This is a genomic window from Streptomyces sp. NPDC048337 (assembly GCF_043201175.1).
Classification (GTDB): domain Bacteria; phylum Actinomycetota; class Actinomycetes; order Streptomycetales; family Streptomycetaceae; genus Streptomyces.
In genome coordinates, this window is sequence record NZ_JBICYR010000009.1 from 1 (window position 1) to 26149 (window position 26149).

At 73.2% G+C, this 26149-nt stretch carries 25 protein-coding genes; 5 read left to right on the forward strand and 20 right to left on the reverse strand.

Going from position 1 to position 26149, the window contains the following annotated elements:
* Positions 1–116: 116 nt before the first annotated feature.
* From pepN to ACGFYU_RS16850, 5 genes are all read right to left on the reverse strand, one after another.
* Complete coding sequence (pepN, locus tag ACGFYU_RS16830) at positions 117–2630, reverse strand: aminopeptidase N (protein WP_393828045.1); 2514 nt, start codon at positions 2628–2630, stop codon at positions 117–119.
* 202 nt (positions 2631–2832) lie between these two features.
* Positions 2833–3153, reverse strand: a complete 321-nt coding sequence (locus ACGFYU_RS16835; protein ID WP_393828046.1) for a chorismate mutase — start codon at positions 3151–3153, stop codon at positions 2833–2835.
* A 79-nt stretch (positions 3154–3232) separates the two neighbouring features.
* Positions 3233–4399, reverse strand: coding sequence for a sensor histidine kinase (locus ACGFYU_RS16840; RefSeq protein ID WP_393828047.1), 1167 nt, complete (start codon positions 4397–4399; stop codon positions 3233–3235).
* Positions 4400–4559: 160 nt separating this feature from the next.
* On the reverse strand, positions 4560–5237 hold the full coding sequence (locus tag ACGFYU_RS16845; RefSeq protein ID WP_393828048.1) for a response regulator: 678 nt from the start codon (positions 5235–5237) through the stop codon (positions 4560–4562).
* A 172-nt stretch (positions 5238–5409) separates the two neighbouring features.
* Positions 5410–6165, reverse strand: a complete 756-nt coding sequence (locus ACGFYU_RS16850; RefSeq protein WP_393828263.1) for a serine protease — start codon at positions 6163–6165, stop codon at positions 5410–5412.
* 152 nt (positions 6166–6317) lie between these two features.
* Between ACGFYU_RS16850 and ACGFYU_RS16855 the strand changes: the two genes are divergently transcribed.
* Complete coding sequence (locus ACGFYU_RS16855) at positions 6318–7220, forward strand: hypothetical protein (protein ID WP_393828049.1); 903 nt, start codon at positions 6318–6320, stop codon at positions 7218–7220.
* 149 nt (positions 7221–7369) lie between these two features.
* Positions 7370–8020: an HAD family acid phosphatase gene (locus tag ACGFYU_RS16860; RefSeq protein WP_393828050.1), complete on the forward strand. Its 651-nt coding sequence runs from the start codon at positions 7370–7372 to the stop codon at positions 8018–8020.
* Here the strand turns inward: ACGFYU_RS16860 and ACGFYU_RS16865 are convergent.
* The 5 genes from ACGFYU_RS16865 to hsaA all read right to left on the reverse strand — a co-directional run bounded on the left by ACGFYU_RS16865 (position 7999) and on the right by hsaA (position 13276).
* A complete protein-coding gene (locus ACGFYU_RS16865) occupies positions 7999–9687 on the reverse strand; it encodes an FAD-dependent oxidoreductase (RefSeq protein WP_393828051.1) in 1689 nt (562 codons plus the stop codon). The genes ACGFYU_RS16860 and ACGFYU_RS16865 overlap by 22 nt on opposite strands.
* On the reverse strand, positions 9684–10172 hold the full coding sequence (locus tag ACGFYU_RS16870; RefSeq protein WP_393828052.1) for a flavin reductase family protein: 489 nt from the start codon (positions 10170–10172) through the stop codon (positions 9684–9686). Before ACGFYU_RS16870 ends, ACGFYU_RS16865 begins: the two co-directional genes overlap by 4 nt.
* Positions 10160–11053 carry a VOC family protein gene (locus tag ACGFYU_RS16875; RefSeq protein WP_393828053.1) on the reverse strand — a complete coding sequence of 298 codons (894 nt, stop codon included), beginning with the start codon at positions 11051–11053 and terminating at the stop codon, positions 10160–10162. Before ACGFYU_RS16875 ends, ACGFYU_RS16870 begins: the two co-directional genes overlap by 13 nt.
* 10 nt (positions 11054–11063) lie before the next feature.
* Positions 11064–11945: a 4,5:9,10-diseco-3-hydroxy-5,9,17-trioxoandrosta-1(10),2-diene-4-oate hydrolase gene (hsaD, locus tag ACGFYU_RS16880; RefSeq protein WP_393828054.1), complete on the reverse strand. Its 882-nt coding sequence runs from the start codon at positions 11943–11945 to the stop codon at positions 11064–11066.
* A 161-nt stretch (positions 11946–12106) separates the two neighbouring features.
* Complete coding sequence (hsaA, locus tag ACGFYU_RS16885; protein ID WP_393828055.1) at positions 12107–13276, reverse strand: 3-hydroxy-9,10-secoandrosta-1,3,5(10)-triene-9,17-dione monooxygenase oxygenase subunit; 1170 nt, start codon at positions 13274–13276, stop codon at positions 12107–12109.
* A 219-nt stretch (positions 13277–13495) separates the two neighbouring features.
* Here hsaA and ACGFYU_RS16890 point away from each other — a divergent pair, with 219 nt between their 5' ends.
* Complete coding sequence (locus ACGFYU_RS16890; RefSeq protein WP_393828056.1) at positions 13496–14365, forward strand: IclR family transcriptional regulator; 870 nt, start codon at positions 13496–13498, stop codon at positions 14363–14365.
* 64 nt (positions 14366–14429) lie between these two features.
* Complete coding sequence (locus ACGFYU_RS16895) at positions 14430–14792, forward strand: DUF4180 domain-containing protein (protein ID WP_393828057.1); 363 nt, start codon at positions 14430–14432, stop codon at positions 14790–14792.
* Here the strand turns inward: ACGFYU_RS16895 and ACGFYU_RS16900 are convergent.
* From ACGFYU_RS16900 to ACGFYU_RS16935, 8 genes are all read right to left on the reverse strand, one after another.
* A complete protein-coding gene (locus ACGFYU_RS16900; protein WP_393828058.1) occupies positions 14789–16051 on the reverse strand; it encodes a Gfo/Idh/MocA family protein in 1263 nt (420 codons plus the stop codon). The genes ACGFYU_RS16895 and ACGFYU_RS16900 overlap by 4 nt on opposite strands.
* Before the next feature lie 29 nt (positions 16052–16080).
* The gene (locus ACGFYU_RS16905; RefSeq protein WP_393828059.1) at positions 16081–17160 is read right to left on the reverse strand and encodes a 2Fe-2S iron-sulfur cluster-binding protein; all 1080 of its coding nucleotides are present in this window, start codon (positions 17158–17160) and stop codon (positions 16081–16083) included.
* Entirely contained in the window at positions 17153–17383 is a 231-nt protein-coding gene (locus tag ACGFYU_RS16910; protein WP_393828060.1) for a hypothetical protein, read from the reverse strand. Before ACGFYU_RS16910 ends, ACGFYU_RS16905 begins: the two co-directional genes overlap by 8 nt.
* Positions 17383–18531: a Rieske 2Fe-2S domain-containing protein gene (locus ACGFYU_RS16915; protein WP_393828061.1), complete on the reverse strand. Its 1149-nt coding sequence runs from the start codon at positions 18529–18531 to the stop codon at positions 17383–17385. Before ACGFYU_RS16915 ends, ACGFYU_RS16910 begins: the two co-directional genes overlap by 1 nt.
* Positions 18532–18773: 242 nt before the next feature.
* The gene (gene dmpG / locus ACGFYU_RS16920; protein WP_393828062.1) at positions 18774–19811 is read right to left on the reverse strand and encodes a 4-hydroxy-2-oxovalerate aldolase; all 1038 of its coding nucleotides are present in this window, start codon (positions 19809–19811) and stop codon (positions 18774–18776) included.
* Complete coding sequence (locus ACGFYU_RS16925; RefSeq protein WP_393828063.1) at positions 19808–20701, reverse strand: acetaldehyde dehydrogenase (acetylating); 894 nt, start codon at positions 20699–20701, stop codon at positions 19808–19810. Before ACGFYU_RS16925 ends, dmpG begins: the two co-directional genes overlap by 4 nt.
* Before the next feature lie 11 nt (positions 20702–20712).
* Entirely contained in the window at positions 20713–21495 is a 783-nt protein-coding gene (locus ACGFYU_RS16930; protein ID WP_393828064.1) for a 2-keto-4-pentenoate hydratase, read from the reverse strand.
* 151 nt (positions 21496–21646) lie between these two features.
* A complete protein-coding gene (locus ACGFYU_RS16935; RefSeq protein WP_393828065.1) occupies positions 21647–23110 on the reverse strand; it encodes an MFS transporter in 1464 nt (487 codons plus the stop codon).
* A 110-nt stretch (positions 23111–23220) separates the two neighbouring features.
* Between ACGFYU_RS16935 and ACGFYU_RS16940 the strand changes: the two genes are divergently transcribed.
* Entirely contained in the window at positions 23221–23694 is a 474-nt protein-coding gene (locus ACGFYU_RS16940) for a MarR family winged helix-turn-helix transcriptional regulator (RefSeq protein ID WP_393828066.1), read from the forward strand.
* A gap of 727 nt (positions 23695–24421) precedes the next feature.
* Here the strand turns inward: ACGFYU_RS16940 and ACGFYU_RS16945 are convergent.
* Together ACGFYU_RS16945 and ACGFYU_RS16950 are read right to left on the reverse strand one after the other, a co-directional pair.
* Positions 24422–25333 carry an SDR family oxidoreductase gene (locus tag ACGFYU_RS16945; protein WP_393828067.1) on the reverse strand — a complete coding sequence of 304 codons (912 nt, stop codon included), beginning with the start codon at positions 25331–25333 and terminating at the stop codon, positions 24422–24424.
* Position 25334: 1 nt separating this feature from the next.
* Positions 25335–26099, reverse strand: a complete 765-nt coding sequence (locus ACGFYU_RS16950) for an SDR family oxidoreductase (RefSeq protein WP_393828068.1) — start codon at positions 26097–26099, stop codon at positions 25335–25337.
* Positions 26100–26149 lie beyond the last annotated feature (50 nt).

The following is a 26149-nucleotide window of genomic DNA, read 5'->3' on the forward strand; positions in this document are numbered from 1 at the left end:
ACGCCCGCGGGGGGGCCCGATTGGGGCGGGGCCCGGGGGGGGGGGGCCCCGCCCCCCCCCCCCGGGGGGGGGGGTGGGGGGGGCCCCCCCCCCCCGGGGGGGGGGCGCCGGTGGGGTCAGGGGGTGCGGATGCGGAGGGCGCGGGCGAGGTCGTCGAGCTGGTCGACGAGCTTGCGGCGCAGCAGCGGGAGGATGTCGGGGTTGTCCAGGCAGGCGCGGCCGGCCCGGAGGTTGATCTCGTCGATGGCGTAGGCGGGGAAGGCCCAGCGGCCGGCGGCCTCGCCGATGGCGGGGCCTCGGCGGGCGCCGAGGGCGACGGCCTCCGGGTAGAAGCGGGTCACGTACTCCCGTACGAGGTCGGCCTGTTCGGGTTGCCAGAAGCCCTGGGCGGTGGCGCTGAAGAGGTAGTTGGAGAGGCTGTCGTCGTGGAAGAGGCGCTGCCAGGCGGCGGCCTTGGCCTCGGCCGTGGGGAGCGCGGCGCGGCAGCGGGCGGCGCCTTCCTCGCCGGTGGCGCTGGGGTCGGCGGCGAGGGCGGCGTCGATGTCCCGCTCCCCCACCGCGCCGAGGACGGCGAGGCGGGCCAGGATGCGCCAGCGCAGTTCGGGGTCGAGCTCGGGGCCGCCGGGGACGGTGTCGTCGGCGAGCCAGGCGGCGATGGTGTCGGGCTGGGTGGCGCTGTCGACGAGGGCGCGGACGGCGGTGAGCCGCAGGCCGGGGTCGGAGCCGTCCTCGGTGCGCCGCAGGAGGTCCCGGGCGATGGAGGTGATGGTGGCCAGGGCGGCCGGCCGCTCCTGGGGGGCGACGTAGCGTACGGCGATGTGGTTGCGGGCGAAGGCGAGGACGCCCTGGACGACGGCCAGGTCGCGTTCCTGGTGCAGGTGGGCGGCGGCGGTCATCAGGTAGGCCTCCGGCTCCAGTTCGCCGTCGCGGACCATGTCGCGCAGGGAGTTCCATACGACGGCGCGGGTGAGCGGGTCCGGGATGCCGGAGAGGCCGCTCAGGGCGGTTTGGACGGAGGTTTCGTCGAGGCGGACCTTGGCGTAGGTGAGGTCGGCGTCGTTGAGGACGAGGAGGGCGGGGCGCGGTCCGCTCGCGGATACCACGTCGCCGGAGGGGACGTCGAGGTCGAGGAGTTCGCGCAGTTCGAGGATGCGGGCGTCGACGGGGTCGTGGTCGTAGACGCCGACGGCGATGTGGTGGGGGCGGCTGCCGTGGCGGTCGACGGTGAGGGTCCAGCCGTCGGCGGCCTCGTCGATCTGCGGGGCGAGGGTGTCGATGCCGGTGGTACGCAGCCAGACGTCGGCCCAGGCGTGGACGTCGCGTTCGGTGTGGGCGGCGAGGGAGTCCACGAAGTCGGCGAGGGAGGCGTTGGCGAACTTGTGGCGGGCGAAGTGGGTGTTGATGCCAGCCAGGAAGTCCTTCTCGCCGAGCCAGGCGACGAGCTGGCGCAGGGCGGAGGCGCCCTTGGCGTAGGAGATGCCGTCGAAGTTGAGGAGGGCGGAGGCGGTGTCGGGGACGTCGTCGGGGTCGGGGGCGACGGGGTGGGTGGAGGGGCGCTGGTCGGCGTCGTAGCCCCAGGGCTTGCGCTCCATGCCGAATTCGGTCCAGGTGCCGGTGAAGCGGGTGGCTTCGGTGAGGGTCTGGTAGCCCATGTACTCGGCGAAGGACTCGTTGAGCCAGATGTCGTCGAACCAGGCGAGGGTGACGAGGTCGCCGAACCACATGTGGGCCATCTCGTGGGCGATGACCATGGCGCGGCGCTGGCGTTCGGTGTCGGTGACGGCGGAGCGGAAGACGAACTCGTCGCGGAAGGTGACGAGGCCGGGGTTCTCCATGGCGCCCGCGTTGAACTCGGGGACGAAGGCCTGGTCGTAGGAGTCGAAGGGGTAGGGCTCGGTGAACTTCTCGTGGTAGCGGTCGAAGCAGGCCGTGGTGACGGAGAGGATCTCTTCGGCGTCGGCGTCCAGGTGGGGGGCGAGGGACCGGCGGCAGTGGATGCCGAAGGGCAGGCCGGCGTGCTCGGTGCGGACGCTGTGCCAGGGGCCGGCGGCGACGGCGGCGAGGTAGGTGGAGATGACGGGTGTCGGGGCGGACTGCCAGAGGCCGGCGGCGCCGCCGTCCGTGTCCCGGTCGCCGACGCGCGTGGTGATGCCGTTGGTGAGGACGGTCCAGTGCGCGGGGGCGGTGACGGTGAACTCGAAGACGGCCTTCAGGTCGGGCTGGTCGAAGGCGGGGAAGACGCGCTGGACGTCGTCCAGGAACATCTGGGTGTAGACGTACGTCTCTCCGTCCGCGGGGTCGGTGAAGCGGTGCAGGCCCTCGCCGGTGCGGGAGTAGCGCATGCGGGCGTCGACGTGCAGCTCGTGGGGGCCGGGGGTGAGGCCGGTGAGCGGGAAGCGGTTGCCGTCGAGGGCGGCCGGGTCGAGGGCCGTGCCGTCGAGGGCGACGGAGCGCAGGAGGTCCGGTTTCAGCTCCAGGAAGGTGTCTCCGGCGGTGCGGGTGGTGAACCGGATGACGGTGGCGGACTCGAAGGTGTCGTCGCCGGTGGTGAGGTCGAGGCCGACGTTGTAGTGGTGGACGTCGAGGAGCTGTGCTCGGAGCTGCGCTTCGTTGCGCGTCAGTGCGGACATGGGGCCCATGCTGCCCCACCGCTGCGCTGGGCCGTAGGGGGCACCAGGCCCTGCCGGGGCCCTGCCGGGCGGGCCGGCGTGGCTTGGGCGGTGGGCCCGTGCGGCGCAAAGATCGGGGCTCCGCCCCGGACCCCGCTCCTCAAACACCGGAGGGGCTGGATTTTGCCGCTGCCGGCGTTTGAGGCGCGGGGGTACGGGGGGTCTACTCTTCGGCCGCGGCGATGGTCTCGTGGTGGCGGATGACCTCGGCGATGATGAAGTTCAGGAGCTTCTCGGCGAAGGCCGGGTCGAGCTTGGCGTTCTCCGCGAGCTGGCGGAGCCGGGCGATCTGGCTGGCCTCGCGGCCGGGGTCGGCCGGGGGCAGGTGGTGCCTGGCCTTGAGGTGGCCGACCTGCTGGGTGCACTTGAAGCGCTCGGCGAGCATGTGGACCACGGCCGCGTCGATGTTGTCGATGCTGTCCCGCAGGCGGGCGAGCTCGGCGGAGACGTGCGCGTCGGTCTCGTCGATGTCGCTGTTGTTCATGGTTCCCGAGAATACGTGGCGGGGGCGGGTGTTCGTTCGGGCAGTCGGCCAGTGAGACGGATACCGGCCGCGGCCGCCCCTACAGCGGCAGGGTCGCGGTGACCAGCCAGCCGCCTTCCGGGGCCGGGCCGGCGGTGAGGGAGCCGCCGAGGGCCTCGGCGCGTTCGGCCATGCCCGCGAGGCCGTAGCCGCCGCCGCGGGCGTTCTCGGAGAGTTTGGCGGGGCGGCCGCCGTCGTCGGCGATACGGACCTCCAGGCCGGCGGGGACGGTGCGCAGGCCGATGCGGACGGCGGTGGCGGTCGCGGCGTGCTTGCCGATGTTGGTGAGGGCCTCCAGGACGATGCGGTGGGCGGTGGCGGCAACGTCGGCGGGGAGGCGGTCCTGGAGGCCGGCCTCCACGTAGAGGACGACGGGCGGGCCGGTGACGGAGAAGCGTTCGGTGAGGACGCGGATGTCGGCGAGGCCGGCGACTGGGCTGGTGCGACCGCCGGGGGCTTCGGTGCCGTCGGGGCCGTCGCTCTCGCGGAGGACGGTGACGAGGCGGCGCATCGAGCCGAGGGCCTCGCCGCCGGCGCTCTCGATCCGGCCGAAGATCTCGCCGGCGCGTTCCGCGGAGACCTTGGTGAAGCGGGCGGCGCGCGCCTCGACGACGATGCCGGTGACGTGGTGGGCGACGAGGTCGTGGAGCTCGCGGGCGAGCTCGAGGCGTTCGGCGGTGCGGACGGCGCGCAGTTCGCGCACGCGCTGGACCGACTGGAGGCGCAGGAGCAGCGAGAACGCGCCGACGACCACGGTCAGGACGGAGAAGAGGAGGGTGAACCGGCCGGGGTCGGTGTCCCGGACGGGTACGGCCATGCAGCCGAGGCCGAGGAGGGGGCCGAGGACGGCGGCGGTCCGGGCGGGGGCGCGCAGCAGGACCTGGGTGAGGAGGACGAGGAGGGCGACGGCCTCGCCGCCGCCCCAGACGACGATGGGGTGGTTGCCGAAGATGAGGAGGAGGGTGGCGGTCCAGGTGACGGTGGCGGCGAACCAGGCGCGGGCGAGGAGGGGGATGCGGGGCCAGGGCGCTGCGCTGAGGCACACGAGGATGCCGGACACCCAGACGGTGGCGTGCGGGGCGCTGGGCTGGCGGGCCAGGACGACGCCCTCGAAGGTGACGAGGGCGAGGAGGACGAGGGAGAGGCAGAGGCGGACCCAGTTGGCGGTGTGGGGGTTGCGGCGGGCCCAGCCGGAGAGGGGGCTCACGGTGCCGCTCCCCCGCGGGGGCCGCTGGTCGTACGAGGGCCCGTGGCGGCGGGGGCGCCCGGCGTCGGGGCACCTGCGCCCCGGCTCCCCGGGGCTCCGCCCCGGACGTCGCGCCTCGAACGCCGGCGGGGCTGGATTTGGCCGGCGGGGGGACCGGGGGTCACGCCGTTGTGGCGGCCAGGCCGCTTTCCCAGGCCCAGGCGGCGATTTCGACGCGGTTGCGGGCGTCGAGTTTGGCCTGGACGTTGGCCAGGTGGGTTTTGACCGTGGAGAGGGAGACGAAGAGCTCGCGGGCGATCTCGGCGTTCGTCAGGCCGCGGGCGAGGCAGCGGACGACCTCGCGTTCCCGCTCGGTCAGGGGTTCGCCGGGGCGGCGGGCCGCCTGGGCGGCGGGGGTGCGCGGGGCCATCTCGCGCAGCAGGCGAACGGTGATGGCCGGGGAGACCAGCGAGTCGCCGACGGCGGCCGCGCGTACCGCTTCAACCAGCATGGCCGGGCTGGCGTCTTTCAGGAGGAAGCCGGAGGCTCCGCCGTGGAGCGCCGCGTGGACGTACTCGTCGAGGTCGAAGGTGGTGACGATGACGATGCGGGGTGTGTCGGTGCTGCCGGAGGGGCCCGTGGTGCCGGAGAGGCGGCGGGTCACCTCCAGGCCGTCGAGCTTCGGCATGCGGATGTCGAGCAGGAGGACGTCGGGGCGGTGTTCGGCGACCGCGGCCAGTGCCGCCTCGCCATCGACGACGTCGGCGACGACCTCGATGTCCGGCTGGCTTTCGAGGATCATCCGGAATCCGGTTCTGACCATCTCCTGGTCGTCCGCGATGACCACTCTGATCGCCATGCGCTGCCTGCCCCACTGTCGCCCGATGCCGATGGTCTCGTTCCATGGGACCGGTGCGGAGGTCGGCCCGCAACCGCAGCCTCGCGGCCCGTCAGCCGACGTTACGTACATTCGGGGCATGGCGCCTCGTCCTTCCGGCCGGTTGCCGACCGGCCGGAAGGAGGAGGAGGGGCTACAGGGTGGCCGCCGCGGACTTGATCGCGGAGGCGAAGGTGGAGACCTCGGTGTAGACGCCGGGGTAGTCGGGCCGGGCGCAGCCTTCGCCCCAGCTCACGATGCCGACCTGGATCCAGGCTCCGGCGTTGTCGCGGCGGAACATCGGGCCGCCGGAGTCGCCCTGGCAGGTGTCGACGCCGCCCTGGTCGAGGAAGCCGGCGCAGATCTCCTCGCCCGGGACGAGGGAGCTGCCGTAGGCGGCCTGGCAGTCGGCGTCGGAGACGAAGGGGACGGTGGCCTTGCGCAGGTAGCGCTGCTGGCCGCCGCCTTCGCGGGTGGCGCCCCAGCCGGCGACGGTGAAGGTGCCGTTGTCGTAGGCCTTGGTCTCGGCGATCTTGAGCGTCGGGAGGTTGATCGGCTTGGCGAGCTTGATCAGCGCCCAGTCCTTGCCCGAGCCGTTGTAGCCGGGGGCCTGGAGGACCTTGGTGGACTTGACCTTGATGGCGCTGGAGCTGTTGAGGTCGACGACCCCGGCGGTGGCGGTGATGGAGGTGTTGTTGCCGGATCCGTCGACGCAGTGGGCGGCGGTGAGGACGATCTGCTGGGTGTAGAGGGCGCCGCCGCAGCCCATGGAGAGGCGCACCATGAAGGGGAACTCGCCCTGGGCGGCGCGGGTGCCGCCGACGACGGGTGCGGTGGAGGCGGTGGCGGAGCCGGGCTGGAGGCTGACGGCGGCGAGGGCGACCGCGCCGACGGCGAGGGTCCGCTTCATGAACCGCACAAGGGTACTCACAGTCAACACACTGCCTTTCGTGGGGGGTTGGGCCGTGCGTGCCATCGGGTGAATGACGAGTCCATGACACATCCGACGTATGGCGGGCATCAAGAACGCGTTTTCGGACAACTTCCGGCCCTGGAGGCGGCATGACGGAGAACGGCGGGCGCCGCAGCCCGATCGAGCACGGATTTCCCCACCTGGAGACGGTGCGCGCCTCGATCACCGCGCTCTTCCGGCGGCTCTCGGCCGACGGGATCCGCGCCTACGCCGACAGCCTCACCCCCGCCGACGCCACCTTCACGACCGACGACGACCTGCACCTGGGGGCCCAGCGCGTGGCCTCGGCGATCGTGCGCGCGCTGCGGCTGCCCGACGCGCGCATGGTGGTCAGCTTCCGGCCGATGGAGGAGGCGGCCACCGTGGAGCTCGCGGCGGGGCCCGAGTACTTCATCGAGGCCAACGACCGCTTCCGCGTCCACCGGCGCGATCTGGCGGCGGCCCTGGCCCACGAGGTCACCCACGTCCTGCTGCACCGCCTGGGCCTGTCCTTCCCGGCCACCGCGGAGAACGAGATCCTCACCGACACCGCCGCCGCTTACCTCGGCGTCGGCTGGCTGCTGCTCGACGCGTACCGCGAGGACGCCCTGACCCACCAGAAGCTCGGCTACCTCACCCCCGAGGAGTTCGGGTACGTCCTCGCCCGCCGCTCCCGGCTGACCGGCGAGGACCTCTCCGCCTGGTTCACCAGCCCGCAGGCGTACGAGGCCTACGCGCGCGGCCGCGCCATGGCCGAGCGGGACCTGCGCCGGCCTCCCCTGACCGCCGCGGGCCCGGTGGCGCGGCTGCGCTACGCCAAGGACCGCCGGGCCGGGGCGGCTTCGGGGCAGGGGGCGGCGTACGGCACGGCATACCGCTTCGAACGCCGCGACGGCGGCCTGCGGGTGAGCTTCCCCTGCCCGGTGTGCGGGCAGGGGCTGCGGGTGCCGGTGCGCGGACGGCTGAGGGCGCGGTGCGGGCTGTGCCACACCGTCCTGGACTGCGATACCTAGCCCCGAACAGGACGCGGTGCTTCCGGACTTGAGTCCCACCGGATTCACCGCGTGGCCACAAAAAGTTTCCTACCGACCAGTAGACATCGGTGTGGATCTCGCCAACTCTGATCACGTACATGCCAACGCGTGATCGAGGAGCGTCCCCCATGCGCAGCACCCGTACCGCCACCACCGCCGCCGCGGTGGCCGCAGCGGCCGCCGTCCTGACCCTGGTTCCGGCCACCGCCGCCCAGGCGGCCCCGGCCGCGCCGGCGTCCGTCACCGCATCCGCACCTGGCGGAAACGCGGCGATCCTCGGCATCGACTACGCCACCTGGCAGCGCGACGTGGCCGCCGTCATCGACGCCGCCCGCCCCGCCATCGAGCAGCGCATCGCCGCCTCCCCCGCCGGTGAGAAGCCCGCGATCGTCCTCGACATCGACAACACCTCGCTGGAGACGGACTTCCACTGGTTCTGGACGTTCCCGACCCCCGCGATCGCCAAGGTCCGCGAGCTGACCCGGTACGCGAACGACCGCGGGGTCGCCGTCTTCTTCGTCACCGCCCGCCCCGGGATCGTGTACTCCCTCACCGAGCGGAACCTCAAGGCGGTCGGCTACCCGGTCTCCGGGCTCTACGTCCGCGATCTGCCCGACCTGTTCGACCAGGTCAGCGCCTACAAGACCGGCAAGCGCGCCGAGATCGAGGCCCGCGGCTACACGATCATCGCCAACATCGGCAACAACGAGAGCGACCTGGTCGGCGGGCACGCCGAGCGCACCGTCAAGCTGCCGGACTACGACGGCAAGCTGTCCTGACCGCCGAGGGCCGCGGCGATGGCGTTGACCGCGGCCCAGCCGAAGGCCATGGCCGGGCCGATCGTCGCGCCCGGCCCGGGGTAGGTCTCCCCCATCACCGCCGCCGAGCAGTTGCCGGAGGCGTAGAGGCCCTCGATGGGCGTGGCGTCCTCGCGCAGCACCCGGCCGTCCCCGTCCGTGACGAGGCCGCCCTTGGTGCCGATGTCCCCCGGGTGCACGGGGACGGCGTAGAAGGGGGCCTTCACGAGCGGCGCCAGGTTCGGGTTCGGCAGGGTCGGGTCGCCGTAGTAGCGGTCGTAGACGCTCTCGCCGCGCCCGAAGTCCTCGTCCCTGCCCGCCTCGGCGAATGCGTTGAAGCGGCGGACGGCCGCGGGCAGGCCGGGCGCGGCGATCCGCCGGGCCAGTTCCTCCACCGTGTCCGCCTTCCTCAGGAAGCCGCTCTTCGACCACGACGCGGGGAAGGGCTGCCCGGGGAAGAGGCCGGCGAAGAGGTAGCGGGCCTTGGAGCGGGTGTCGAGGATCAGCCAGGACGGCACCGTCCTGGCCTCCGGGCGGTCGGCGGCGTACATCCGGTCCACGAACGCGTGGTAGGGCAGCGCCTCGTTGGCGTACCGCTCCCCCGCCTCGTCGACGATCACCATCCCCGGGATGCCGCGGTCGGCGACCAGGAAGAACGGCTTCTCGCCCGGCGGGCACACCGAGGGCGCGCCCCAGACCTTGTCCAGCAGGTCGGTGGCGGCCCCCAGTTCCTCACCGAGCCGCAGGGCGTCGCCGGTCTGGCCCTCCGAGGCGTGCGTCCAGGCCGTCGAGGTGGGCGCGGGCAGGTGCTTCTCCCGGAGCGCCTGGTCGTGCGAGAACCCGCCCGAGGCCAGTACCACCCCGCCCCGGGCACGTACGGTCACCTCGCGGCCTTCGCGGTCCACCCGTACGCCCGTCACCCGGCCCGCGGCGTCCGTGACCAGCCCGGTCAGCGGCGCCGACAGCCACAGCTCCCCGCCGAGCCGGTCCAGGGAGAGCCGCATCCGGGCGATCAGCGCCTCGCCGAGGGAGAGCAGCCTGCGGCCGGTGACCAGCGCCCCCAGCGCCCGCGCCCCGACCTTCAGGGACGTCTTCCTGCCCGCCCAGGTGCGGCCGACCATGTTCAGGAAGCGGAAGTCGTACGAGGTCATCGTCAGCCCGTAGGTGGGCAGGCCCGCCCGGCGCATGCCGTGGCGCAGGGCGCCCAGACGGTTGAGATCCACGATGCACGGCTCGACGGAGCGGCCCTGCGCCATGCCGCCCCGGGCCTCGGGGAAGTAGTCCGGGTAGCCGGGGGTGTACATGAAGCGGATCTCGGTGCGGTCGTGGAACTCGCGGACCATGCACGGCCCGTGGGAAAGGTACGCGTCCTTGCGGGCGGCCGGGACGCGGTCGCCGACGGTGGCGTCGAGGTAGGCGCGGGCCTTGTCGTGGGTGTCGGCGAGGCCCGCCCGGTCGAGGTGGAGGTTGCCGGGGACCCAGATGGCGCCGCCGGACAGGGCGGTGGAGCCGCCGTACTTGTCGGTCTTCTCGACGACGAGGGCGGAAAGGCCGCGCAGTCGGGCGGTGACGGCCGCGGCGAGGCCGGCCGCGCCGGACCCCACCACGACCACGTCATACTCGTATGCGGACTCGTGCTCAGATGTCATCCGAAGGCTCCGGTGGCGTAGGCGCTGCGGAAGTACAGCAGGGGCGATCCGCCGTCGCGGGCGGTCAGTTCGAGGACCCGGGCGGTCACGAGGTAGTGGTCCCCGGCCTCGTGGACGGCTTCGAGGGCGCAGTCGACGGTGGCGAGCGACCCTCGGACGCGGACGGCGCCGTGCTCCGACAGCTCCCAGTCCACGCCCTCGAACTTCTCGCCGCCGCGCCGCCCGAGGGCCTCGCAGACCGCCCGCTGCTCCTCGGCGAGGATGCTCACCCCGAACCGTCCGGCGGCCCGTACGGCGGGCCAGCTGGAGGAGGACCGGCCCACGCACAGCAGGACCAGCGGCGGGTCCAGGGAGAGGGAGGCGAAGGACTGGCAGGCCAGGCCCACCGGGCGGCCGTCGTCCCCGGCGGCCGCGACGACGGTGATGCCGGAGGCGAAGGAGCCGAGCACCTCACGGAACGCGGCCGGGTCGATCAGCCGTTCCACTGGTGGCCCCAGAAGCTGTCCGCGGTGATCTCCTTCGCCGTCCAGGTGGCGGGATCGACGATCAGCCCGTCCCAGCCGTATTCGACCTGGAAGCCGCCGGGGGCCTGCGCGTAGAAGGAGACCATGTGGTCGTTGGAGTGCCGGCCGAGGGTGGAGGCGATGGGGATGCCCGCCCTGTTCATCCGGTCCAGGCAGTAGCCGACGTCGTCGAGGGTGCCCAGCTCGACCATGAAGTGGACGATGCCGGGCGGCAGCGCGCCCGGGTAGAGGCCGAGGCTGTGGTGGCGGCGGTTGGGGCTGAGGAAGTGCATCCAGTGGAAGTCGCGGCCGGGCTCGCCGGTGGGGACCGCGACCGGGGGCAGCTTCATCGAATCGCGCAGTTGGAAGCCGAGGAGGTTCTCGTAGAAGTCGAGGGTGGCCTCGGTGTCGGGGGCCGGGAGGACGACGTGGCCGAGGCCCAGATCGCCGGTGACGAAGCGGTTCCCGTAGGGGGCGGCGAGCGGGGTGTGGTCCTGGGCCTGGCCCCAGTAGAGCTCCAGCGGGTTGCCGCTGGGGTCCTCGCAGTGGACCAGGCCCTGGACGCGCCGGTCGGCGAGGGTGGCGGCGTCGCCCTCCTTGACGGCGTATCCGGCGGCCTCCAGCTCGGCGGCGGCGTCTTCCAGAGCGCGGGCGTTCGGAAGCTCGAAGCCGGCGGCGAGCAGCCGGTCCTGAGTGCCGGTGACGAACTGGAAGCGGTGGATGCGGTCGTCGATGCGGACGTTCAGCTGTGTGTCCGTGGTGCCCTGGGCCTCGGTCATACCGAGGATGTCGAGGACGTACGTACGCCACGCGGCGAGGTCGGCGGTCTCGATGCGGAGGTAGCCGAGTGCGCGGATGTCCATGTGAAGGCTCCTAGTGGCGGAAGAAGTCGGTGGCGAGGCGGTTGAACTCGGCGGCGGCCTCGGTCTGCGCCCAGTGGCCGCAGCGCGGGAAGACGTGGAGCCGGGCGTCGGGGATGGCCTTCAGGGCGAGGAAGGCGCCGTCGACGGGGTTGACGCGGTCCTCGCGGCCCCAGGTCAGGAGCACGGGCCGGGTGATGCGGTGGGCCTCGCGCCAGAGCATGGTGTCCTCGGGCCAGGTGGCGAAGGAGGCGGCCATTCGGGCGTTGCCGAGGGCGGCCTCGGGGTCGGTGGCCTGGCGGTAGCGCTCCTCCACCAGTTCGTCGGTGACGATGGCCGGGTCGTACACGAGGGTGGTGAGGAAGGTGCGCATCTGTTCGCGGGTGGGCTCGGGAGCGAGGCTGAACTCGAAGAGGCGCTTGATGCCTTCGGTGGGGTCGGCGGAGAAGAGGTTGAGGGAGATCCCGCCGGGGCCCATGAGCAGGAGCTTGTCCACCCGGTCGGGGTGGTCGAGGGCGAGGCGGGTGGCGGTGCCGCCGCCGAGGGAGTTCCCGATGAAGTGGGCGCGCTCGATGCGCAGTTCGTCCATGAGGGCGACGAGGGCGCGGGCGCTGTAGGTGAAGTAGTCGCGGTCGGGTTCGGGTTTGTCGGAGCGGCCGTAGCAGGGCTGGTCGACGAGCAGGGTGCGGAAGTGCTCGGCGAAGTGGGGGAGGTTGCCTCCGAAGTTGGACCAGCCGGAGGCGCCGGGGCCGCCGCCGTGCAGCATGATCACGACGGGGGCGTCCGGGTGCGCGGGCCCGGCCTCGTGGAAGTGGAGGGTGAGCGCGCCGGCCTTTACGGTGCGCGAGGTGTTCTGAAACGTGTACGAGCCCCCGCCCGAACCGATAGCACGCATTGTGGACATTGCGTCGCGAGAGCCAAGCACGCACGTCCTCCTTTCGCATCCCTACGATCCGGGCTGGTTTCAACCCGGCTGGCGTTGATCGTGGAAGACCTGATGGGCCGCTGGTCCAACAGGCGGCGTGAGCCAGGAATCCCCTCTTCGGAGGGGAGGATTCAAAGCATCGTGTCCTGGATGTCGAGGCCGAGGGCGCCCTGGCCGAAGAGGACCAGGGCCCGCTCGGGGTCGTTGGCGGCGTGGCCGCGCCCGGTGTGGACGTCGCGCCAGGCCCGCTGGACGGGGTTGGGGCCGGTGCGCATCGCGCTGCCGCCCGCGTTCTCCATGAGGAGGTCGACGGCGGCGACGCAGCGCTCGGTGGCGAGGACCTGGTCGCGGCGGGCCCGGGTGCGCAGCGGCATCGGCAGTTCCGCGCCGGCTTCGGCGAGGGCGTACAGCTCGGTGATGTTGCGCCGGAGCTGGAGCCAGGAGGCGTCGATGTCGCTGGCGGCGCGGGCGATGCGGACCTGCGCGAAGGGGTCCTCGGCGACCTGCTGGCCGTAGGAGATGCGGAAGCGTTCGCGGGTGGCGGCGACGTGGTCCTCGTACGCGCCTTCGGCGATCCCGACGATCGGGGTCGAGATGGTGGTGGTGAAGACGGCCGCGTACGGGAGCCGGTAGAGCGGCTCGGGGTTGACCCGGTGGCCGGGGACCTGGAGGGCGGTGACCGGTCCGAAGCTCAGGGCCCGGTGCTCGGGGACGAAGACCTGGTCCAGGGTGATGTCGTTGGAGCCGGAGCCGCGCAGTCCGACGGTGTCCCAGACCTCGTCGACGCGGTACTGGGAGCGGGGGACGAGGAAGGTCCGCATGTCCACGGGCCGGCCGTCGGCGTCGGTGACGAGTCCGCCGAGCAGGGCCCAGTCGGTGTGGTCGCAGCCGGAGGAGAAGTGCCAGCGGCCGCTGAGGGTGAAGCCGCCGTCGACGGGGGTGACCTGGCCTGTGGGGGCGTAGGAGGAGCAGATGCGGGTGTCGCGGTCCTTGCCCCAGACCTCTTCTTGTGCGCGGGGGTCGTAGAGCGCGACGTGCCAGGGGTGCACGCCGACGACGGAGGCGACCCAGCCGGTGGAGCCGCAGGCCTTGGCGATCTCCTTGACGGCGGCGTAGAAGACGGCGGGGTGGGCGGCGAGTCCGCCGTGGGCCTTGGGCTGGAGGAGGCGGAAGAAGCCTGTGTCGGCGAGCTCCTTGATGCTCGCCTCGGGCACCTTGCGCTGGGCCTCCGCTTCGGCGGCGCGTTCGCGCAGGACCGGGGCGAGGGCTCGGACTGCGTCGAGGACGTCTTCGTCGCTCATGGTGTCCCTTTCTCAGGGTCGGCGGCTTCGAGGTGCGGTGACCGTACGCCCGGGGGTCGGGGGCGTGGAACGGGCGGTTCCCGCTGAGTGGGAAGCCGGTCCCGGGGCCGCACCTGGCTACCCGAAGTATTACTGAATGAAATACATGGGTCCCGGTTCTTCCCTCCGCCCGGGGGCCCGTGGCAGGGTCGCCCCAACGCCTCACGCAGGGGGTTCCTCGTGCTTGACCAGGTCATGGAGTCCGAGCTCGCACCGCTGTCGCTGCTGGAGAAGGCCGCGCGGGTGCTGGGCGCCTTCGAGGGTCCGCAGCCGCGGCTCTCGCTCACCGAGGTCGTACGCCGCTCCGGAATCCCGCGCTCCTCCGCCCACCGGATCCTCGACCAGCTGGTGCAGCTGCGCTGGCTGGACCGCGAGGGCCGGGACTACCGGATGGGCATGCGGATGCTGGAGCTGGGCGCGCTGGCCTCCCACCACAACCGGCTGCGCCGGGCCGCCCTCCCCCTCCTGCACGCACTGCACGAGCAGACGGGCCGGCTGGTGCACCTCTCCGTGCTGGACGGGGCGGAGGTGGTCTGCCTGGAGCGGATCGGCGGCTCGGAGGCCACGGCCGTGCCCTCCCGGGTGGGCGGGCGGATGCCCGCGTACTGCACGGCCGCCGGCAAGGCGGTCCTCGCCTTCAGCGATCCGGCGGCGGTGGAGCACGTACTGGCCCAGGGGCTGCGGCCGCGTACGGCCCGCACGCTGATCCGGCCGCTCGCGCTGCGCTCGGAGCTGGCGGCGACCCGCGAGCGCGGGGTGGCCTACGACCGGGAGGAGAGCTTCCGCGGCATCTCCTGCGTGGCGGCGCCGCTGCGGGGCGCGGGCCGGGCCATCGCCGCCGTCTCGGTCTCCTCCTGCCGGGGCGAGCGCGAACTGGCCCGGCTGGGACCGGTGGTCGCGGCGTGCGCGCGGGCCGTGTGGCGCGAGCTGTACGGGCCGGGGCGCGCCGGGAGCCCGGCCGCCGACCCGGCGCGGGAGCTGCAACCGGCGGTGTCCGCACAGGCGATGGACAACATGATGGGCTGGCTGCGGTTCAGCGAGTGGATGTAGCGGGTACTGATACCTCACGGACCCGACCCCTCGCCAGGGGGCCGGGCCCGTTACGTTGGAGCCCATGAGCAGCCTGCAGACCATCCACGACATCCCCGTCCTGATGTGCGCCGCCGAGGGCGAGCCCATCGCCGCGGTGGCCGACGCGCTGGACTTCATCGGCAATGCCTCGTACCAGGGTGCCCAGTGGGTCGTCATCCCCGCCGAGCGGTTCGGCGACGACTTCTTCCGGCTGCGCACCCGCGTCGCGGGCGAGATCGTCCAGAAGTTCGCCCAGTACCGCATGGGCATGGTGGTCCTCGGCGACATCTCCCGGCACACCGAGGCCAGTTCGGCGCTGCGGGACTTCGTCCGCGAGTGCAACCGGGGGCGGCAGACCTGGTTCCTGGCCGATGCCGGGGAACTGGCGCAGCGCCTGGCTCCCTAGTCCGGGAGTCCCACGGGTTCCACGGTGCCGTAGCGGCGGGCCCGTTCGGCAGCCGGCACGGTGAGGTGGCTGGTGAGGGATTCCCGCGGGCCGGACTTCACCAGCCCCGGGTTGCCGGTGGCGACGGCGGAGACGAAGGCGTCCATGAGGCCGGCGTCGCCGCCGCCGTGGCCCCCGGCGGCGTCCATCGGCCCTCCCCCGCCGGCGGCGACGGCCTCCTCGGTCCGCGTCAGGAAGTCGTAGACGCGCAGGCTCTTCCCGTCGCCCCGCAGCTCGCCGCGGGTCCCGAAGATGCGGGTCTGGCGGTCCGCCTGCTCGGTGAAGGCGGTCATCGTGAAGGTGGCCGTGGCTCCGGAGTCGAACTCCATGGCCACCACCTGGTGGTCGACCACGTCGTTGTCGCAGGCGTACACGCACCGCCCGTACGGTCCCTCCCGCAGCGCGCTCTCCAGTGCCTCCGGCGTGAACTCGTCGACGAGCACGTTCAGCGGCCAGGTGTGCTCGCCGCGGGCCAGCCGGTCGCCGTACTCGCGCGTGGCGGAGTACGGGCAGGCGCTCTCCACGGCGCAGTCCAGGCAGCGGTCCGCCGCGCCGGCGGGCCTGTTGCCGGGCCTGAAGTGGGAGAGGCGGCCGAAGCTGGAGACGCGGACGGGCGGCCCGCCGAGCACGTACTGGAGCCAGTCCAGGTCGTGGCAGGACTTGGCCATCAGCATGGTCGTCGCCTCGTCCTCGCGGCGCCAGTTGCCCCGTACGAACGAGTGGGCCTGGTGCCAGAAGCCGACCGGCTCCAGGTGCTGGACGCTGACGACCTCCCCGAGCCGTCCGGAGTCGACGACGGCCTTCAGCGCCCGCGTGTAGGGGGTGTAGCGCAGGACGTGGCCGACCGAGAGGGTCACCCCGGCCCGCTCCACCGCGTCCACGATGCGCCGGCACTCGTCCTCCGTCAGCGCCATCGGCTTCTCCAGCAGGATGTGGCAGCCCAGTGCGGCGAACGCCAGCACCGGCTCCAGGTGGTCACGGTCCAGGGTGCAGATCAGCACCGCGTCCGCGATCCGCCCGCGGGCGGCCAGCTCCCGCCAGTCGCCCACCGCCGACCCGGGCTCGATGCCGTGGGCGGCCGCCAGCCGCTCCCGCCGGACCGTGCGCGGTTCGGCGACGGCGACGACCCTGGCCCGCTGCGGGTGGGCCAGGACCCAGCGCGCGTAGCCGGTGCCCCGGTTCCCCGCGCCGACGACGGCAAGAGTGACAACGGCAGGCATGCCCAAGCCCTTCCCTGCCGCCCGCGGTTCTAGTCGTAGGTGATCCGCACGGGGTCACGGCCGAGCGGGAGCGCCTGGCAGGCCAGGACGTAGCCCTCGGCCAGGTCCTCCCGGTCCAGGACCTCGTTGCGGGCCATCGTGACCTCGCCCGCCACGACCCGGCAGCAGCAGGCGCTGCAGGCCCCCTCCCGGCAGGAGTACGGGGCCGCGACGCCGGCCGCGAGCAGCGCGTCGAGCAGAGGGGTCCCCTGGGGCCAGGGCACGGTGTGGCGTTCTCCGTCGAGTTCCACCTCGGCGGTGGTCCCGCCCCTCGCGGGGGCCGGGGGCGGGGGCGCCGCGAAGACGTCCGCGCTCAGCGAGAAGTACCGCTCGCGGTGGATCCGGCGCGGCGCGGCCCCGACCGAGCGGAGCGCGCTCTCGGCGGCGTCCATCAGCGGGCCGGGCCCGCACAGGTAGGCGTCGCGGCCGGCGTACGGGGCCAGGTGCGCGCCGAGTTGCACGGCGGTCGGCAGCCCCTGGAGGGTCTCCAGCCAGTGGGTGACGGTCAGCCGGCCCGGATGCGCCTCGGCCAGCCCCCACAGCTCGTCCCGGAAGATCACCGACTCGGGGTCGCGGTTGGCGTACAGCAGGGCGACGCTCCCCCGGCCCGCCGCCAGCGCCGACTTGGCGAGGGAGAGCACGGGGGTGATCCCGCTGCCGCCCGCGACCAGGAGGAGGTCCCGGTCGAGGCCGCCGGGGCCGGGGGTGAAGGTGCCCGCGGGCGGCAGGACCTCCAGTTCGTCGCCCGGGGCCACCGTGTCGCAGATCCAGCCGGAGCCGCGCCCGCCGGGTACCCGTTTGGCGGTGATCCGCATGGGCTCGCCGGTGTGCGGGGAGCTGGCCAGGGAGTAGCAGCGGGCGGCGCCGCCCGGGATCCGGACGGTGAGGAACTGCCCGGGTGAGTAGGGGAGTTCCGGGTCCAGGACGAGGGAGACGGCCTCCGGGGTCTCCTGCACGCGCCGGCGGACGCGCACCCGCAGCGTGCCGGTGGCTCCGCCTCGGGGCGGAGCGGGGGCCGCCTGCGGGACCGCCGCCGCAGGGGCCGACGTAAAGGAGGGGAGGTCAGACATCGGTGGGCACCTCCAGGCGGCCCTCCCGGACGGCGGCCTCGATGCTCGCGCGCAGTTCCGGGCAGGTGCGGACGCGGGCGCTGGGCCTGCCGGCCGCCACCTCGGCGGCGATGCGCGGGCAGAGCGCGGCGGCCTCGCCGGTCCACTGGACCTGGGTGTGCGCGGGGCTGAACTTCTCGCACAGCACGCCGGTGCCGCACTCCGCGCAGGTGACGGGGCGCATCAGGCGCCCCCGGCCGCGCGGCGGGCGAGGTTCTCGGCGACCTCGGCCTTCCAGGCGGCGGTGGCGCGGGTGGTGTCGATCTCGAACTCGAAGCGGCGGACCATCTCGTCCTTGACGTCGGCGGCGTCCACGTAGAACTGCTCGTACCAGCGGCGCAGCTGGTAGACGGGGCCGTCCTCTTCGGTGAGGAGGGGGTTGTCGATGCGGGTCTTGTTCCGCCAGATCTCGACGTCCTGCTCGAAGCCGACGGCGAGGCCCTCGGAGGTGAGGCGGGCGGCGTCGGCGGCCTGGGCGTCGGTCATGCCGGGGAGCTTCTTGACGATGGCCCCGTACATGAGCATGAAGCTGTTCTCGTCGATCGGGTAATGGCAGTTGATCAGGACGGATTCCAGCTCGACTCCGCCGCCGACGTCGCTCCACAGCTTGTCGATCATGTAGGAGGGGCCGTGGTAAGAGGCGTCGGAGCGCAGGCCGCCGCCGGTGGAGAGGGTGCCGAGGTCGACGTCGCCGCGCGGGGTGGACTCCATGTACTGGGTGGCGACGTGGCCGTCGAAGACGTTCTTGAAGTAGTGCGGGAAGGCGTAGTGCACGTAGTAGAAGTGCGCCATGTCGACGACGTTGTCGACGATCTCGCGGCAGTTGGAGTTCTCGACGCGCAGGAAGTTCCAGCTCCAGTCGCTCCATTCGGGGCTGCCGGCGCCCTCGATCTCGGGGATGGTGACGTCGGCCGGGGGCGGGTTGCCCTCGGGGTCGTGCCAGACGTAGAGCTGGCCGTTGCGCTCCAGGGTGGTCCAGGCGCGGGTGCGGGCGCGGGGCGGGACGCGGCGGGCGTAGGGGATGGCGGCGCAGCGGCCGTTGCCGGACCAGCGCCAGTCGTGGAAGGGGCAGGCGAGGGTGTCGCCCTTGACGGTGCCGTGGGCGAGGTTGCCGCCCATGTGGGGGCAGTAGGCGTTCAGGACGTGCAGTGCGCCGGTGTCCTGGCTCTGGAAGACGACGAGACGGGTGCCGAAGGCTTCGATCTCGTGCGGGGTTCCGTCCCGGAAGGGGGCGGCGAGTCCGAGGCAGTGCCAGCCGCGGGCGAAGCGGGTTGGCACTGCGGCCGCCTCGATGGTGCGGGGGGCTTCGTCGGCTGCGGTCGGTTCGGCCATGGGTGGCCCTCCACTTCGTTGTGGTGTGCTTCGGTGCGCGGTCGGGCGCGGCACCGTGTCCTGGGGCTCCGCCCCAGCCCCCGCGCCTCAAACGCCGGCGGGGCTGGATTTGGCGCCCTGACTGGGCGGGTGCGGCTCAAAGATCGGGGCTCCGCCCCGTGCCCCGCGCCTCAAACGCCGGCGAGGCTGGGTTTGCCCGCGCTGACCGGGCGGGTGCGGGCACGAGACCCGGGCGGGGCGGTCTAGCGCTCGGCGGCGAGTTCCAGGGCGATGTCGATCAGTTGGTCCTCCTGGCCGCCGACCAGGCGGCGTTCGCCCGCGCGGAGCAGGATCTTGGCGCCGGAGACCCCGTAGCGCTCGGCCTGCCGGTAGGCGTGCTTGAGGAAGCTGGAGTAGACCCCGGCGTGGCCCATGAGCAGGGCCATGCGGTCGAGTCGGCACTCCTCGTCCATGACGGGCCGGACCACGTCCTCCGCCGCGTCGATGATCTTCAGGACGTCGATGCCGGTGCGCAGGCCCATCTTCTGGCAGACGGCGGCGAAGGCCTCGACGGGCGTGTTGCCGGCGCCCGCGCCGAGGCGGCGGGTGGAGCCGTCGATCTGGAGCGCCCCGGCCCGTACGGCGGCGACCGAATTTCCCACGCCCAGGCCGAGGTTCTCGTGGCCGTGGAAGCCGACCTGGGCGTCGTCGCCGAGCTCGGCGACCAGCGCCGCCACCCGGTCGGTGACCTCGTCCATGACCATCGCGCCGGCGGAGTCGACGACGTACACGCACTGGCAGCCGGCGTCGGCCATGATCCTGGCCTGACGGGCGAGGTTCTCGGGGGTGGTGGAGTGGGCCATCATCAGGAAGCCGACGGTCTCCAGGCCCATCTCGCGGGCGAGCCCGAAGTGCTGGACGGAGATGTCGGCCTCGGTGCAGTGCGTGGCGATCCGGCAGATCGCGCCGCCGCCCGCGTGGGCGGCGCGGATGTCGTCCTTGACGCCCAGGCCGGGCAGCATCAGGAAGGCGATCTTCGCGTTCCGCGCCGTCTCGGCGGCGATCTTGATGAGTTCCTGCTCGGGGGTCAGGGAGAAGCCGTAGTTGAAGGAGGAGCCACCGAGCCCGTCCCCGTGGGTGACCTCGATGACGGGGACGCCGGCGGCGTCGAGGGCGGCGACCACGGACCGTACGTCCTCGCCCGTGAACCGGTGGCGCTTGGCGTGCGAGCCGTCGCGCAGCGAGGAGTCGGTGATGCGGATGTCGAGGCGGTCGGAGTAGGTCTTCGGCTGCGCGCTCACGCGGTGAGTCCCTTCGCGAACTCCTCGCCGACCTTGGTGGCGGCGGCGGTCATGATGTCGAGGTTCCCGGCGTACGGGGGCAGGTAGTCGCCCGCGCCCTCCACCTCCAGGAAGATCGCGACGCGGGCCGTCCCGCCGTTCAGCGGGGAGGGGTCGTCGAACTGCGGCTCGGTGCGCAGCCGGTAGCCGGGTACGTACGACGCCACCTCCTCGGCGACCCGTTTGACGGAGGCGGCGACGGCCTCGCGGTCGGCGTCGGCCGGGATCGCGCAGAAGACGGTGTCGCGCATGATGACGGGCGGCTCGGCGGGGTTGAGGATGATGACGGCCTTGCCGCGTGCGGCGCCGCCGATCTCCTCGATGCCGCGCGCGGTGGTGCGGGTGAACTCGTCGATGTTGGCGCGGGTGCCGGGGCCCGCCGAGACGGAGGCGACCGAGGCGACGATCTCGGCGTAGGCGACGGGGACCACGCGGGAGACGGCGTACACCATGGGGATGGTGGCCTGCCCGCCGCAGGTGATCATGTTGACGTTGGCCCGGTCGAGGTGGGCGGTCAGGTTCGCGGGCGGGACGACGGCCGGGCCGACGGCGGCCGGGGTCAGGTCGATCGCCCTGATGCCGAGGGCCGCGTAGCGGGGGGCGTTGGCGCGGTGCACGTACGCCGAGGTGGCCTCGAAGACGAGGTCGGGCAGTTCATCGCGGTCCAGCAGCCGGTCGACGCCCCCGTGGGAGGCCTCCAGGCCGAGGCGGCGGGCCCGGGCGAGGCCCTCGCTGTCGGGGTCGACACCGATCATCCAGCGGGGCTCGATGTACGGGGAGCGCAGGAGTTTGTGGAGCAGGTCGGTGCCGATGTTGCCGGAGCCGACGATGGCGGCGGTCGCTTTCCTCACGGATACCTCGCTCAGGAGAAGGAGAGGGACACCGGGCCGAGCCCGGTGAACTCGGCGGTGTACGTGCGCCCGGCGGACACGTCCACGGCTCGGGTGCACGAGCCGGGCAGCACGAGGTGGCCCTTGCGCAGGGGGACGCCGAAGCGGGCGACGGTGCGGGCCAGCCAGGCGACGGCGGTGGCGGGGTCGCCGAGGACGGCGTCGGAGCGGCCGGTGGCCAGGGTCTCGCCGCCGCTCTCCAGCCGGGCCTCGATCGACTTGAGGTCCAGCTCGCGCGGGTCGCGGCCCTCCCCGATGACGTAGCCGGCGGAGGAGGCGTTGTCGGCGATGGTGTCGGCGAGGGAGATCCGCCAGTCCGCGATCCGGCTGTCGATGAGTTCCAGGGCGGGTACGACGCGTGCGGTGGCGGCGAGGACGTCGGCCTCGGTGCAGCCCTCGCCCGGCAGGTCGGCGCCGAGGACGAAGCCGACCTCGACCTCGATGCGGGGCGCGCAGTACGCGGCGACGGCGACGGGGGTGTCCTCGCGGAGTTCCATCGTGTCGAGGAGGTGGCCGTAGTCGGGCTCGTCGACGCCCATCATGGCCTGCATGACGGGGGACGAGAGCCCGACCTTGTGGCCGGTGACGACGGCGCCGTCCGCGCAGCGCGCCCGGATGCCGAGGAGCTGGATCTCGTACGCGTCCTGCGCGCCGATGCCCTCGTACAGCTCGGTCAGCGGCCGCGTGGGGGCCCGCCGCCGCTCCGCCGCCCTCAGCAGCCCGGCGGCTTCGCGCCGGTGCCGGTCGTTCAGCATGGGGTCCTCCCGGCTGCGGTGGTGTGTGGTGCGGCAGACGGTAGGCGGGGGGCGGGGGCGGGTGGGAGGCCGTGTTCCCGCTGAGCGGGAAAGGGCGCGGGCCGGGGTGTTCGCCGCCCCGGCCCGGTTCTTGCGTATGCGCCACGAGGTTCTACGCGGCCACGGGCTCGGCCTCCGGACGCGGGTCGGGGGCCACGGCGGTGCGGGGCAGCAGCAGGCACAGCACCGCGCTGAGCAGGAACCCGGCGCTCACCCAGGGCATGGCGGTGGTCAGGGCGTGGGTGGGGCCGCCGTCGGCGAGGGCGCCGAAGAAGACGGAGCCGATGACGGCCGCGCCGAGGGCGCCGCCGAACTGCTGGGCGGTGGAGAAGATTCCGGAGGCGCCGCCGGCGATGTCGGCGGGGACGGCGGAGAGCACCACGTTGACCAGCGGCACCACGAGGAAGCCGAGTCCGGCGCCGGCGACGAGCAGGCCGGGGACGAGCGGCCAGGCACCGGTGTGCGCGGCGGTGGAGTGGGCGACGGCGTACCAGACCCCGGCGAAGCCGCCCGCCATCATGAGCGCGCCGGCGGCCAGGACGAGGCGGCCGAAGCGGACGGCGAGGGCGTCCGCGGCCGGGGCGGTGAGGAAGCCGCCGACCGAGAAGGCGACGGTGACCAGGCCGGCCTGCATCGGGGTGTAGCCCTCGCCGCCCTGGAGCCAGATCGCGAAGACGAGGAAGAAGCCCTGCATGCCGACGGCGAAGAGCAGTTGGACGGCGAGGCCGACGGAGAAGGCGGGCAGCCGGAACGCGCGGACGGGCAGCAGGGGTACGGTCGCGGCCGTGCGGCGGCGGGCTTCGAGCACGCCCAGGCCGGCGACGGCGAGGACGCCGGCGGCGAGGCAGAGCCAGCCCCACAGCGGCCAGCCGTTGGCCTCGCCCTGGACGAGGGGGAGCACGATGGCGATCAGCCCGGCGGCGAGGACGAGGCTGCCGAGCAGGTCGGGCCGGCCGGCGCCGCGTTCGCGGGTGGCGGGGACCAGGACGGCGCCGGCGAGGAGGGTGGCGAGGGCGACGGGCACGTTGACGAGGAAGACGGAGCGCCAGCCCCAGCCGAAGAGGTCGGCGTCGGTGAGCAGGCCGCCGAGCAGCAGGCCGACGGCGGAGGCGAAGCCGGCGACGGCTCCGTACATCCCGAAGACGGCGCCGCGCTCCTTGCCGTGGAAGAGGGTACGGAAGGAGCCGAGCACCTGGGGCATCAGCAGGGCGGCGGTCACGCCCTGCGCGGCGCGGGCGGCGATCAGCTGGCCGGGGCTCTGGGCGATGCCGCAGGCGAGGCCGGCGAGGCCGAAGCCGGCGGTGCCGGCGAGGAAGAGTGCCTTGCGTCCGTACCGGTCGCCGAGGTGACCGGAGACGATGAGGGTGGCGGCGAAGCCGAGGAGGTAGGCGGAGACGAGCCACTGCAGGGCGCTCTCCGAGGCGTGCAGGTCGCGGCCTATGGAGGGGATGGCGACGTTGACGATGGTGACGTCGAGCAGGTCCATGAGCGCGGCGACCATCATGACGACGGCGGCGGCCCAGCGGCGTGGATGTGGGATCGGGGTCGGGGTCGGGGTCGGGGTCATGCCGTTCATGACAACCTCCAGAGCATTTATTTCGTTCGTCCGAACGAAAGACTCGCACGGGGCATGGCTGATCGCAACTCTTTCGTTCGGGCGAACGAACTTCTTGGTACGGTGACCCCATGAGCGAAGAGGCGGAGGCGCGGCGGGCGGCGGTACTGGAGGAGCTCAACCGGACCGGGCGGGAGACGAGCGCGGCGACGGTGATGTTCCACGAGGCGGCGGCCGCGAAGCAGGGACTCGGCGCGACGGAGACCAAGACCCTGGACCTGCTGCAGAGGCGGGGCCCGCTGACGGCGAAGGAGCTGTCGCAGCACACGGCGCTGGCACCGGCGTCGGTGACGGGCCTGATCGACCGGCTGGAACGGAAGGGGTACGTCCGCCGGGTCAAGCACCCGACGGACAAGCGGCGGGTGCTGGTGGAGGCGCTCCCGGACCGCCTGGACGCCCTCAGCCCGGTGTTCGACGACTGGGCCCGCGAGGTGGCGGAGCTGTGCGCCGAATTCACGACGGAGGAACTGGAAACGGTGATCCGCTTCCTCCGGGGCTCCAACACCCGCCAACTCCGCGCGGCCGCCCGCCTGTCGGAGTCCTGACCCCTGACCGGCCCCTGGCGGGGGCTCCGCGGCACGGGGCCGCTTCCTGGCCGAGGGCCCGGCCGGCCTGTCGGCGGGGGGCTTGGCGGGGGCCGGTTCCCTGGCCGGGCTCTCGGCCGGTCTCTCGGCGGGGGCTTCGCGGGGGCCGGGGCCGGGGTGGGGCCGGGCCATGACGGGGGCTTCGCGGGGGCCGGTTCCCTGGCCGGGCTCTCGGCCGATCCCTTGGCGGGGGCTTCGCGGGGGCCGGGGCCGGTTCCCTGGCCGGGCGCTTGGCCCGTCTCTTGGCAGGGGCTTCGCGGGGGTCGGGGCGGGGGTGGGGTGTCGTCCGGGACGGGCTTCGATGTTCGGCGCCCTTTCCGGGTCGGCTATGCCGGACGGGAGCGTGCGCCGAATTCATCTCGTTTTAGTCCCGGCCGACACCCCACCCCGTCCCCGACCCCGGCGCCGAACCGCCCGACCCCGAGAACACCATCCACACCACCGGGCACCTCCCAGCCCCGGCCGGCCATTCCAGCCGCGCCGGGACCAGTCAGCCCCGCCGGGACCAATCAGCCCCGCCGGCGCTTGAGGCGCGGGGTCCGGGGCAGAGCCCCGATCTTTGAGCAGCACGCACCCGGCCGCGCCAGGCACCTTCAGCCCCTCCGGCGATTGAGGAGCGGGGTGCGGGGCGGAGTCTCTGAGTCGCGCCTGGCCGGGCGGGATGCAGCCCGCGCCCGGGGGCGGGGGGTCAGTTGGAGCCGTAGGGCGGGAGCGGGGGCTCGGTCGCGGTGAGGAGTTTGGCCGCCGCATCGCCCACCTCGGCGGGGGTCCAGCGGGCGCCCCGGTCGGCGGTGGGGCCGGGGCGCCAGCCCTGCATCACCGTGATGCGGCCGCCCTCCGCCTCGAAGACCCGTCCGGAGACACCGGCCGATGCGTCCGACCCCAGCCACACCACCAGAGGGGAGACGTTCTCGGGGGCCATCGCGTCGAACTCCCCCGCCCCCGGCGCCGCCATCGTCTCCGCGAAGGTCCGCTCCGTCATACGGGTCCGCGCCGCCGGCGCGATCGCGTTGACCTGGACCCCGTACCGGCCCATCTCCGCCGCCGCGACCGCCGTCAGCCCCAGGATCCCGGCCTTCGCCGCACTGTAGTTGCCCTGGCCGACCGAGCCCAGCAGGCCCGCCCCCGAAGAGGTGTTGACCACCCGGGCCGCGACCTGCCGCCCCGCCTTCGCCTCCGCCCGCCACCACGCGGCCGCCGCCCGCAGCGGCAGGAAGTGCCCCTTCAGGTGCACCCGCATGACCGCGTCCCAGTCGTCCTCCTCCAGGTTCACGAGCATCCGGTCCCGCAGGAACCCCGCGTTGTTGACCAGCGTGTCCAGCCGCCCGAAGGAGTCCAGCGCGCACGACACCAGCGAGGCCGCCCCCTCCGACGTGGCGATGTCCCCGCCGTGCGCCACCGCCTCCCCGCCCAGCGCCCGGATCTCCGAGACGACCAGGCTCGCCGGGGAGTCGGGCCCCGGCAGCCCGTCCAGTCCCACCCCCAGGTCGTTGACGACGACCTTCGCCCCCTCCGCCGCGAAGGCCAGCGAGTGGGCCCGCCCCAGCCCCCGCCCCGCGCCCGTCACGATCACGACCCGGCCTTCGCACAGTCCCGCCATCTCACTTCTCCTTGTTCGCAGTTGCCGCATCCAGAAACGCCGGGCGCTCCCCGCCCCCGTGCACGAGCAGGCTCGCCCCGCTCACGTACCCCGCCCGGCCGGAGGCCAGGAACACCGCCGCCTCCCCCACGTCGGAGGGTTCCGCCAGCCGCCCCAGCGGTACGGTCGCGCCGACCGCCGCGATCCCGGCCTCGTCCCCGTAGTGCAGGTGCGCCAGTTCGGTCCGCACCATGCCCAGGACCAGGGAGTTGACGCGTACCTCGGGCGCCCACTCCACCGCCATCGAGCGGGCCAGGTTCTCCAGGCCCGCCTTCGCCGCCCCGTAGGCGGCCGTTCCCGGCGAGGGCCGGGTCCCGCTGACGCTGCCGACCATCACCACCGAGCCCCGCGTGGCCCGCAGCCACGGGTACGCCGCGAGCGAGGCCGTCATCGGGACCACCAGGTTCAGCTCGACGACCCGCGCGTGCCGCTCCGCGCCTCCCTCCCCCAGCAGCCGGTACGGGGTCCCGCCCGCGTTGTTGACCAGGCAGTCGAGCCGCCCGTACCGCCCCGCGACCGCGCCGAAGAAGTCCTCCACGGCGGCCGGGTTCCGCAGGTCCAGCGGGATGTACGAGGCCCCCCGCCCGCCCTCCGCCACCGGTTCCTCCGGTGGCCGCCGCGCGCAGACGACGACCTCCGCGCCGGCCGCGAGGAACGACCGGGCGATCCCGGCGCCGACGCCCCGGGTCCCGCCGGTGACGACGACAACCCTCCCGTCGAGCTCCATAGGCTGCTACCTTCCTCACCTAACAAATGTTTGGTGGAAAGGTAGCTGAT